Source organism: Iningainema tapete BLCC-T55, assembly GCF_014698965.1.
Classification (GTDB): domain Bacteria; phylum Cyanobacteriota; class Cyanobacteriia; order Cyanobacteriales; family Nostocaceae; genus Iningainema; species Iningainema tapete.
The window spans coordinates 1-9,813 of sequence record NZ_JACXAE010000089.1; the positions used below are offsets into that span (position 1 = coordinate 1).

Genomic DNA, 9,813 nt, shown 5'->3' on the forward strand with positions numbered 1-9,813 from the left:
CTCACACTCGAATCATTTTTATTCTTTTACTAACTCACAAGTCATCTTGCTAATGGGGGGGGAGTGAAAAGTTACCTTCAGTGATTCCCGGCAAAGTAGTGAAATAGTTTATGTGGCACTGGTGCAATTTTTGGATCAACATCCCACGGCTAGTAATAATCCACCTGTGCTAAGAACTGTCAGCATGGCTTTACGCGGAGTAAAACCATTTCAGGAAACCAATCCCGATAAAATTGAGTCAGCAAAAAGACGGGATACAATTGAACTCGATGCTAGAATGGCAACCGAAGTTACTGAAATTATGCGCCGAGTGTTAACAGAAGAACTGGTGTAACAGGGTAATTTTATACTTCATTAGTGTAAATATCTTCTTGATTAAGCAAGTTAAATGGGTTGCTTACGCAATTTATCATAAGCTGTTACACGTTTAAATTTATGTTGGTAGAAACTGCTAACTTTTACTTAGATGAAGATGAGGGTGAAGACAATGACTAATACAATCGCAGCAGAAAATATAACTCTTGAACAACTGATATCGCTATTTGGATTAGAGTTAGTAGAAACGGAGGACTTTTTCTCCGAATGGCAAGATAATTTACCAGAACTGACGCTTCAAGAAAAAGAGTTACTTAATCAAGTTAAGGCAGGTTACATAAATTTACGGAACTATCCGCCGCTATTAGAGAATACAGTTAATACTGTTGTTCTCTCACCATTGTTGTTTATTGGTAAGTTTTATTTCCCACCATTTCATATTAAGCTAGAGAAATCGGTGGAAGTCGAGACTGAGGATAATCAAACTAAGGTTAAAGGGCGCATTGATGTATTGCTACTCAATGATAAATTCTCGGTGACGGTGATTGAATCGAAACAAGTAGCATATTCTGTAGAGGCTGGACTTGACCAGATTTTGGCTTATATGCTAGCAGCACCTAGTCAGCAAGTTTATGGTATGATCACATCTGGTGGTAGTTTTATGTTTGTAAAACTCGTCAAAAGTAATCCACCCATGTATGGCACTTCCGATATTTTTGATGTTCGTAACCGGGGTAATGAATTGCATGATGTCATGCGTATCCTCAAGCGGTTGAGTCAAATAACTGAGTGAGCGAAAATTATTTTCCGTAATCGCCCCTGTTGGAACGGTAGAAATAAATATGCTCTCATATTGAACCTTTTTGAAAGTTCATGCTGCTCACTATTACAAGCACCTACCACCCAGCAACCGAGCTGGGCTACCTCCTGCATAAACACCCAGACAAGTGTCAGTCTTTTCCCCTTTCTTTTGGACGTGCGCACGTCTTCTACCCAGAAGTTAGTGAGCAGCAATGTACTGCGGCACTACTATTAGATGTCGATCCAGTAAAATTAGTGCGGGGGCGCAGTGCAACATTGGAACAGTACGTGAACGATCGCCCCTACGTTGCCTCTTCTTTTCTCAGTGTGGCGATCGCACATGTATTCAGTACCGCCCTCGCCGGACGTTGTAAAGATCGACCCGAACTGGCACAAACTCCCATACCCCTAGTTGCGAAACTGAGTGTCTTACCTTGTCGGGGTGGGGAAGATTTGCTGCGGCAACTGTTTGAACCGTTGGGCTATACTGTAACAGCCCAAGGTCATGCCTTGGATGAGAAATTCCCTGATTGGGGACAAAGTTCATATTATACAGTAGAATTGCAACACACCCTACCTGTTGCCGACTTATTGAGTCATCTCTACGTACTTATACCAGTATTGGATGATGAGAAACACTACTGGGTAGGAGATGAAGAAGTAGAAAAGCTACTGCGTCATGGTGAAGGTTGGTTAACTGGGCATCCAGCCAGAGAACAAATTACTAAACGTTACTTGAAACGACAGCAACGTTTAACTCGTCTCGCCTTAGCTCAACTAGTAGAAGAAGACGCCGATCCAGATAGTGCTGAAGAAAGTTATGCTCAAGAAGAAGCGGCGGTAGAAAAGCCAATTAGCTTGAATCAACAGCGGTTAAATGCCGTGGTAACAGCGTTGAAAGAAAGTGGTGCAAAGCGCATAATTGATTTAGGTTGCGGTCAAGGTAGTTTGTTGAAAATACTCCTTAAAGACAGCTTTTTTGAACAAGTTACTGGTGTGGATGTTTCCTTGCGATCGCTCGAAATAGCACAAGAAAGATTAGATCGCTTGCGCTTACCCCGCAATCAATGGAATCGCCTACAATTATTTCAAAGCGCACTCACCTACCAAGATAAACGTTTCGTAGGATACGATGCCGCTACTGTAATTGAGGTGATAGAGCATCTCGACTTGCCTCGCCTTGCTGCTTTTGAGCGGGTAGTGTTCGAGTTTGCCCAACCGAAAACGGTGATTTTTACAACACCAAATATTGAGTACAACGTCAAATTTGAGAACCTACCAGCAGGTAAACTGCGACATAAAGATCATCGCTTTGAATGGACACGCCAAGAGTTTCAAACTTGGGCAAATTCTGTCGCGGAACGCTTTGGCTATACGGTACAATTTCAACCAATAGGAGTGGAATCGGAAGTTGGTTCTCCGACACAGATGGGGGTGTTTAGCCGTAATTCCTAATTAGCGATGGAAGCAATCATTTTCGTAGGAATCCAAGCAGCGGGTAAGTCTACATTTTACTCTGAGCGCTTCTTTAACACCCACATCCGCATCAACCTAGATATGCTCAAAACCCGCCATCGAGAGCAAATTTTTCTCCAAGCATGTTTAGAGGCTAAACAACCTTTTGTCGTAGATAATACTAACCCCACAGTAGAGGAAAGAAGCCGCTACATTGCGCCAGCCAAAGAGAAAGGTTTCCGGGTTGTGGGTTACTACTTTCAAGTGAAATTGGAAGATTGCAAACTACGAAATAGAATGCGCGAGCCAAAACAAATCGTTCCTCTAGTTGGACTACTAGCAACTTATAAAAAGTTAGTTTTACCAAGTTGGCAAGAAGGTTTTGACGCACTTTACATAGTAAAAAATGACTTAAATTCTTCATTCATTATTAAGGAACAGAGCCATGAAATTTGACGAAATTGTTAATTGCTATTAGCCATTAGCAATTAGCCATTAGCCAACACCATTAGTATTCAAGTGGAGATAATATGAAAATAACTATACCTGAACTTTCCTTAATTGTCCTCATCGGTGCTTCTGGTTCCGGTAAATCCTCCTTTGCCCGCAAGCACTTTCAACCCTTTGAGATACTATCCTCAGACTTTTGTCGGGGGTTGGTATCAGATGATGAGAATAACCAATCTGCCTCCAAAGATGCTTTTGATGTGCTGCACTTCGTGACAGCCAAACGACTAGCAGCAGGAAAACTGACTGTAATAGATGCTACCAACGTTCAGCCAGAAGATCGAAAAACATTTATTGCAATGGCACGAGAGTATCACTTGTTTCCCGTCGCCATTGTTCTTAATCTGCCAGAAGAACTGTGTCATGAACGCAACCAGCAACGCTCTAACCGTCAATTTGGTCCCCACGTAGTACGGCGTCATACCCAGTTTTTGCGACGTGGATTGCGAGGTTTAGAAAAAGAAGGTTTCCGCTACGTTTATACCCTCAACTCTGTGGAGGAGGTTGAAGCAGTAGAAATTGAACGTCAACCTCTATGGAATAACCGCAAATATGAACATGGTCCTTTTGATATTATTGGTGATATCCACGGCTGCTGTGACGAACTCGAAGCTTTACTGCAAAAATTAGGCTATCAAATATCCGGTACAGACGATTCGACGGCATTTCGTAGAGACGCTCCGCCGGAGCGTCTCTACCACCACCCCGATGGACGCAAGGCAATTTTTCTTGGTGATTTGGTAGACCGGGGACCACGTATATTAGATACAGTAAATTTGGTGCGAAACATGGTTTTAGCAGGTACGGCTATCTGCGTTCCTGGTAATCATGAAAACAAGCTGATGCGTAAACTCCGGGGTAAGAATGTTAAGGCGAACCACGGGTTAGAGCAAACTTTGGCAGAAATTGAAGCTTTGCCAGATGCAGTGCGCGAACTCTATATCAAACAATTGCGGGAGTTTTTGGATTCTTTGGTGAGTCACTATGTCTTAGACGATGGCAAACTGGTAGTAGCTCATGCTGGGTTGAAGCAGGAAATGCAGGGACGGGGTTCTGGTGCTGTACGGGAGTTTGCTTTGTACGGCGAAACTACTGGCGAGATTGACGAGTTTGGCTTACCAGTTCGCTACAATTGGGCGGCAGAGTATCGCGGTGAGGCGATGGTTGTGCATGGACACACGCCTGTGTTAGAAGCTGAATGGTTGAATAATACTATTGATATTGACACGGGTTGTGTATTTGGGGGTAAATTAACTGCTCTGCGCTATCCTGAAAAGGAACTGGTGAGTGTTCCTGCTGCACGTATTTACTGCGAACCTGCGAAACCAATTGCGGGAATGGGCATTGGGAGAACTGTACAGCAGGAATATGATGATGTACTGAATATTGAGGATGTATTGGGTAAGCGTGCGATCGCAACTTCTCTAATGTCGAATATTACCATTCGCCAAGAGAACGCGATCGCCGCTTTAGAAGTGATGAGCCGTTTTGCCGCTAACCCCAAATGGTTGATCTACTTACCCCCCACCATGTCTCCTGTGGAAACATCCCAAGAAACGGGATTTTTGGAACATCCGCTCCAAGCCTTTGCCTACTACCAAAAACAGGGAATTACTGAAGTAGTATGCGAAGAAAAGCATATGGGTTCGCGAGCAGTGGTGATTGTTTGCCGAGATTTGGCAGCCACTCAAAGACGTTTTGGTGTAGTAGATGAAGGCATTGGTATTTGCTACACCCGTACAGGAAGGCGCTTTTTTGACAACCCAGAATTAGAGGCAGAACTTCTAGCACGGGTAAATTCTGCCCTTTCTTTAAGTGGTTTTTGGGAAACATTTAATACTGACTGGGTTTGTCTAGATTGTGAACTCATGCCTTGGTCAGCCAAAGCTCAAGGGCTGTTGCGGCAACAATATGCACCAGTGGGGGTAGCGTCACGCCTTGCCCTTGGTGATGCTGTAACCGTGCTACAACAAGCAAGCCAACGCGGTCTTGAAGTCAGTAACCTACTCAACCACTACCAACAACGAGCAGAGATGGCAGAGCAGTACGTCAGTGCTTACCGTCATTACTGCTGGTCTGTGAGTGATATTTCAGACCTCAAGCTGGCTCCTTTCCACGTCCTAGCAACTGAGAAATCCGTGCATACAGATAAAGACCATCGCTGGCACATGGAGCAAGTTGCGAAAATTGCCCAGTACGACAAAGACTTACTTCTTGCCACTACATACAAGGTAATAGATTTGACTGACACTGCTGAGGGTTTAAACTCTGAAGTAGCAGAGGGTGTACGCTGGTGGGAAGAAATGACTAGTGCGGGGGGTGAAGGTATGGTTGTCAAACCTATGCAATTCATCGTCCACGGTAGTCGTGGCATTGTGCAGCCTGCGGTTAAATGTCGCGGACAGGAGTATCTGCGGATTATCTATGGTCCAGAGTACTCAACACCTGAGAATTTACAACGTCTGCGTCAACGCGGGTTATCACACAAGCGTTCTCTTGCAATGCGGGAGTTTGCCTTGGGTGTTGAAGCACTACAGCGATTTGTTGCCCATGCCCCCTTGCGCCGCGTGCATGAATGTGTTTTTGGTATTTTAGCACTGGAGAGCGAACCTGTAGATCCGCGTTTGTAAACCGACCGATATCAAAAGTGCATCAGTTAATTCTAATTTCACCTATTAGGAATGTAGCAAAGTTGTTCTGTATACTTAACCGAACTTCGGCATTTTTATAAGCTTTGGCGCGGCTGGGGATTTGTGGACTTGCACCCAATGTATAAAGTGGAGGAAAGAAGATGAGCTTGAGAGTTTCTGTCAGCGACACTGAAAGCCGCGATTGGCCCAGCACCAAGCGACTAGTATCGATAGATTTGTGGCGCGGACTTGTCATGGTGCTAATGGTATTAGACCATGTACGGAACTTTTTCTCCAATGCCCCCTTTAGCCCAACAGACCTGAGCCAGACCAACGTTCCTCTTTTTCTGACCAGATGGGTAACTCATTTGTGTGCCCCATCATTTATCTTTCTGGCTGGTGTCGCTGCCTATCTTTCTCTACAGCGCCGACAAAGTAAGCAAGAACTGTCTAGGGTTCTCCTCACTCGTGGGCTGTGGCTGGTGTTTCTCGAGTTGACGGTGGTGCGTTTTGGATGGATATTCGATCCGACATACAGTTTTTCTCCTGTAGCGGTACTTTGGGCGATTGGTTGGTCAATGGTTGTGCTAGCAGCACTGATTTATCTTCCGACTCGTGCGATCGCTACACTAGGAATCCTGCTCATAGTTGGACACAATTTGTTTGATCGTGTGCAGGCTGAACAATTAGGAGGATGGGGTTGGCTTTGGGCAGTACTTCACCAACAAAAAATGCTGACTCTCTTTCCTGGAAAACGCTTTTTCATTGCCTATCCCCTCATCCCTTGGATTGGGGTGATGGCAACGGGTTATGCATTCGGAACTGTATTTTCTGTCGAAAAATCTCAGCGACGCCAGTTGCTACGACGGTTGGGACTTGGTCTAATTCTCGCCTTTATTATTCTCCGAGCAATTAATGTTTACGGAGATCCTAACCCTTGGTCAGTCCAGCCCACTTTTTCTCACACCCTGCTCTCATTCATCAACTGCCATAAATATCCGCCTTCATTACTCTTTTTGTTGATGACACTCGGTCCAGCAATTCTGATACTTTACTTGTTTGAAAGTCAAAGATTTCGGTTTCTCAAACCCCTCTCGCTCTTCGGTCAGGTTCCTTTATTCTTTTATATTGTCCACATTTGGCTGATACATATATTTGCTATCCTGCTTGCTTTACCTCACTACGGCTTGAAAGCAATTTTTCTGCCGTACCTCATTTCCAGTCTTAGACCTGCAGACTATGGATACGATTTACCAATGATTTACAACTTCTGGATCATTATAATTATTCTCCTCTACCCTATCTGTCTCTGGTTTGCTAATTATAAGAAAAAACATCAAAATAAGTGGTTAAATTACTTATGAAAATTTCTCAGTTCAGAGTGAATTGAACGCGCCATTGACAATTTAACAGTGGGTGAAGCACTCTTGTTCACGATGCTTGGGCATTGCTCTGTCTGCTAAAGAACTGACGAAAACTGACAGGTTTAATGTGTGGGTAACGCTCATTTGCAATCTGCTCCAGCTTGGCTTTGCCTGACTGCATAATCCACAGATATTGTCGCCCTAAATATTCAACAGGAGATTTGGCAGAAGCTTTGGCATTTTCAATCGAAGCTTTCAAATCTGCTAAACTACCCAGCCGCTGTTGAGTTAACTTTCTACCTGTCACCTCTTCATAAGCAGCTAGCATTTGTTTCAGTGTAGTGACTTCACCAGCAAATTCAAGCGTGACATTTGCAAGGCTTTCATCTCCAACAGCCTCAGCAGTGTACTTCGCTACATCAGGATATGAGGTGAAGTCACATAATTCATCGCCCTCACCCCAGTAATTAAATGTTCCTGTTTCGAGATTAAAAGTACCAATAAATGGCGTTAACATGACTTCCATAAAAGCGCCATTATTAATTGACATATAGGGAACAGAACTTTGCCGCAACACTTCAAAGAACCGTTTCCGCATATCAGTATTGAAGTTATCACCGTAGTCGAGTTTGTGGTAATCACCTGTAAAGTCCGAGGGGACAAACCTTTTTACACCTGCTCTTTCTGCAGCTTCCAGTAAATTTGTCTGTCCTGCAATATATGAATCTGGCTCATTTCCAATTGCTGAGATAACAGCTTCCACACCGGCAACTGCCCCAGGCAAACTTTCGGGATTCATGATATCACCTTCAACAAACGTTGCTCCCTTAGCTTTAAGGACATCAAGTTTTTTCTTTTTATTTTCGTCGTTAGTGCCATCTGCGCGGACTAGTGCCCGTAATTCCATCGTACCTTTATCCAAAATTGCCAGGGCAATTTCGTATCCGAGCATTCCAGTTACACCAACTAGTAACACTACAGGTAAGTTAGCCATATTGTTCTGTCAAGAAACGTTGTGATTTATAAGCATATTTGAATGATCAAGGATTTATCTGGTCTAAGTCTTGGAGATTTTTCCGTTTTTTTGGGATAATCTTCAGTTTTTAATTGTGAGTTTTGAGAAAAGTTTTCGGGGTGACACCTAAAAGACGACGCATATGGCGGGTAAGGTGACCTTGGTCACAAAAACCAACTCTGTGCGCAACTTCACTAATAGATAGTTCTCCTTTAAGAAGAAGTTGCTTTGCTTGCTCAATGCGTTTGTGAATAACATACTGATGAGGTGCTACTCCGGTGGATTCTTTAAAAAGGGTTGCAAAGTAGCCAGGACTCATACCCGCTACATCTGCAAGTTGAGTTAGCGTTAATTCCTGGTCAAGATAGTTGTAGATGTATTCAATTACCTGTTGTAGCTTGGACGGAGACAAACCACCTACACAGAACTGCATATTTACGTTCTTAGCTGAGTGTTGCCGGATAAGGTGGATTGCTAACAAATTTGTCAGTGTCTCAACGTATAACTGACCCATCAAGCCTGGTGATTTGAGTTCCGTGAGTAATGACATGGCGATGTGCTGTATCTGTGGATCGCGTCCGCAGAAGCTGTTGATGATTTCAACTCTACTGGCATCAATATCTGAAGCTTCGGCAATTTTCGCTATAAAGGTTGGCTCAAGATGGATATGCAAAATATCTATCCCTCCATTACAACACCAATAACTTGGTTGCCCTGCGGGAATCACCGTATGTTCGCCAGCTTGCATTACAGCCTCGTAAATGCGTCCATCACGCTTTTGCATTAAGCGAGCGGGTTGTCCTAAAAAAAAAGTCAGCCAGTGATTTGATAGGGCAGGCAATTCATTTGACCTAGATCCTTTAGGATGTTGATATTGTTCCACAAGGATATTGTTCCAACAAACCGATCCACTTGAAAGCACAGGCGCATTGGGCAAGCTATTTGCAACACCAGTGGGAGACAATTTCGGCTGGACAACAGCAGGTTGTGTCTGAGGCATGGTTTTTTACTAGAGTATAAAGCCAAACGCGGTAGTTGGGAATCTTCTATTTTTAATTACTCATATAGTATTTCTCTTAGCTGTTGAGTTATGCACATAGCAACGCCTTTTTCGTAGTAGGCTGCTTCATTGATGAACACTGGATACACACTTGAGTCACCTTCATAAACAATCTCCTCACCATCAAAAGTTAAAAACATCGGTTCTCCAGGATGCAGTGCTTCATAGTCTCGAAATTGCAGCTGAGGGTGAACCATTGCTTGAATTTCTCCAACTTCATTCCTGGGATAATCTATCGTCCGAATACTTTGATAAATGGTGAGTGTATCTTTTACTTGAGGTGGCTTTCCTTGGTTATAAGCTTCCAGATAGTCGAGAATTGAATGAACAAGTTCTTCAGTTTGCTGAAATAAAGTTGCATTCAATACCCCTTGAGCTACAGCACCAACTTCAATAGTGCAGCCTAATTCACAAATAGAGTCCAGATAGGGATTTTCTGGGGTTTTTGGTGCTGAATAAAGTACCTTGACGTGAGGATTTACACAACTGAGGTAAGCTGCTAAGTGTAAATTAAATGAATGCTTGCTATTGAGAATAATTGTTAACCCCATCTTGGATGTCGTACTGTGTAAATCAACAACGAAGTCAGGGGAGCATCCAGTTTTGGCAGAAACATTCAAATAGTCAGGACAAACACAGCTAATGTTAGTACTGAGTCAGGATAAA

9 protein-coding genes are annotated in these 9,813 nt (G+C 43.5%); 6 read left to right on the plus strand and 3 right to left on the minus strand.

Annotated elements, in window-relative coordinates:
• Window positions 1-112: 112 nt before the first annotated feature.
• The 6 genes from ICL16_RS30200 to ICL16_RS30225 all read left to right on the plus strand — a co-directional run bounded on the left by ICL16_RS30200 (window position 113) and on the right by ICL16_RS30225 (window position 7,072).
• The gene (locus tag ICL16_RS30200) at window positions 113-334 is read left to right on the plus strand and encodes a hypothetical protein (protein WP_190835293.1); all 222 of its coding nucleotides are present in this window, start codon (window positions 113-115) and stop codon (window positions 332-334) included.
• A gap of 153 nt (window positions 335-487) precedes the next feature.
• Window positions 488-1,108, plus strand: a complete 621-nt coding sequence (locus ICL16_RS30205) for a PDDEXK-like family protein (RefSeq protein ID WP_190835294.1) — start codon at window positions 488-490, stop codon at window positions 1,106-1,108.
• 80 nt (window positions 1,109-1,188) lie between these two features.
• Window positions 1,189-2,571: a 3' terminal RNA ribose 2'-O-methyltransferase Hen1 gene (locus tag ICL16_RS30210; RefSeq protein WP_190835295.1), complete on the plus strand. Its 1,383-nt coding sequence runs from the start codon at window positions 1,189-1,191 to the stop codon at window positions 2,569-2,571.
• Window positions 2,572-2,577: 6 nt separating this feature from the next.
• Entirely contained in the window at window positions 2,578-3,027 is a 450-nt protein-coding gene (locus ICL16_RS30215; protein WP_190835296.1) for an ATP-binding protein, read from the plus strand.
• A 74-nt stretch (window positions 3,028-3,101) separates the two neighbouring features.
• Window positions 3,102-5,708, plus strand: a complete 2,607-nt coding sequence (locus ICL16_RS30220; protein WP_190835297.1) for a polynucleotide kinase-phosphatase — start codon at window positions 3,102-3,104, stop codon at window positions 5,706-5,708.
• A 161-nt stretch (window positions 5,709-5,869) separates the two neighbouring features.
• Entirely contained in the window at window positions 5,870-7,072 is a 1,203-nt protein-coding gene (locus ICL16_RS30225; protein ID WP_190835298.1) for an acetyltransferase domain-containing protein, read from the plus strand.
• 67 nt (window positions 7,073-7,139) lie between these two features.
• Here the strand turns inward: ICL16_RS30225 and ICL16_RS30230 are convergent, their stop codons facing one another.
• The 3 genes from ICL16_RS30230 to ICL16_RS30240 all read right to left on the minus strand — a co-directional run bounded on the left by ICL16_RS30230 (window position 7,140) and on the right by ICL16_RS30240 (window position 9,767).
• The gene (locus ICL16_RS30230; RefSeq protein WP_190835299.1) at window positions 7,140-8,066 is read right to left on the minus strand and encodes an aromatic alcohol reductase; all 927 of its coding nucleotides are present in this window, start codon (window positions 8,064-8,066) and stop codon (window positions 7,140-7,142) included.
• 109 nt (window positions 8,067-8,175) lie between these two features.
• A complete protein-coding gene (locus tag ICL16_RS30235; RefSeq protein ID WP_190835300.1) occupies window positions 8,176-9,087 on the minus strand; it encodes a helix-turn-helix domain-containing protein in 912 nt (303 codons plus the stop codon).
• Window positions 9,088-9,143: 56 nt separating this feature from the next.
• Window positions 9,144-9,767 carry an aspartoacylase gene (locus ICL16_RS30240; protein WP_202895791.1) on the minus strand — a complete coding sequence of 208 codons (624 nt, stop codon included), beginning with the start codon at window positions 9,765-9,767 and terminating at the stop codon, window positions 9,144-9,146.
• Between the last annotated feature and the right edge of the window lie 46 nt (window positions 9,768-9,813).